The 545-nt window shown below is 62.0% G+C and carries 1 tRNA gene; it reads left to right on the top strand.

Annotation, left to right across the window (positions count from 1 at the left end):
* The first annotated feature begins 72 nt into the window (after positions 1-72).
* Positions 73-259, top strand: a tRNA-Met gene (locus tag LDN95_RS23090).
* Positions 260-545 lie beyond the last annotated feature (286 nt).

Here is a 545-nt window from a genome sequence, read left to right as displayed (position 1 = left end):
ACTCCGCACGCCGATCTCTTCGGCGTGCGGCAGACGACCAGGCGCACAACGCCATTCGGTCGACCCCGGCGCGGGGTGGAGCAGTCCGGTAGCTCGTCAGGCTCATAACCTGAAGGTCGCAGGTTCACCTGTTGGTGCACTTCGGGTTGTCAGCCTCTTCTTCTTCGTCTTTAATGTTTAACGATGCGGCCGGCGGCTCCCTTGGGGCCGCTTTTTGCATGTCCGTGATAGCGCTTATCCGTAAGTGCTGTCCGCCTCCCACCCCGCGTGGGTGATGCCCAGTGTGGCGTTTGCGCGTAAGCGTCCGGTGATCCCGGCCTTGCAGGGGGCGTAGGGCGCGAGCCACAGGTGTAGCACTATGGCAGACACTGGTGCGGCACTATGGCTACGCAGATTATAGAGGTTCGGGAGGCATCGCGTAAGCGTGGCCTGAGGGCCGCCTTGCTTATCGAGCCATGTTGATGGTGTGGGCGGCTTTGCCGGAGGCGCGGCGTTTGGCGAGCTTGGCCATGCGTGCGCGGATTTCGTGGGAACCAATATCTTCT

Source organism: Novosphingobium sp. FKTRR1 (genome assembly GCF_020404405.1).
Taxonomy (GTDB): Bacteria; Pseudomonadota; Alphaproteobacteria; order Sphingomonadales; family Sphingomonadaceae; genus Novosphingobium.
This window is presented reverse-complemented; position numbering and strand designations above follow the sequence as displayed.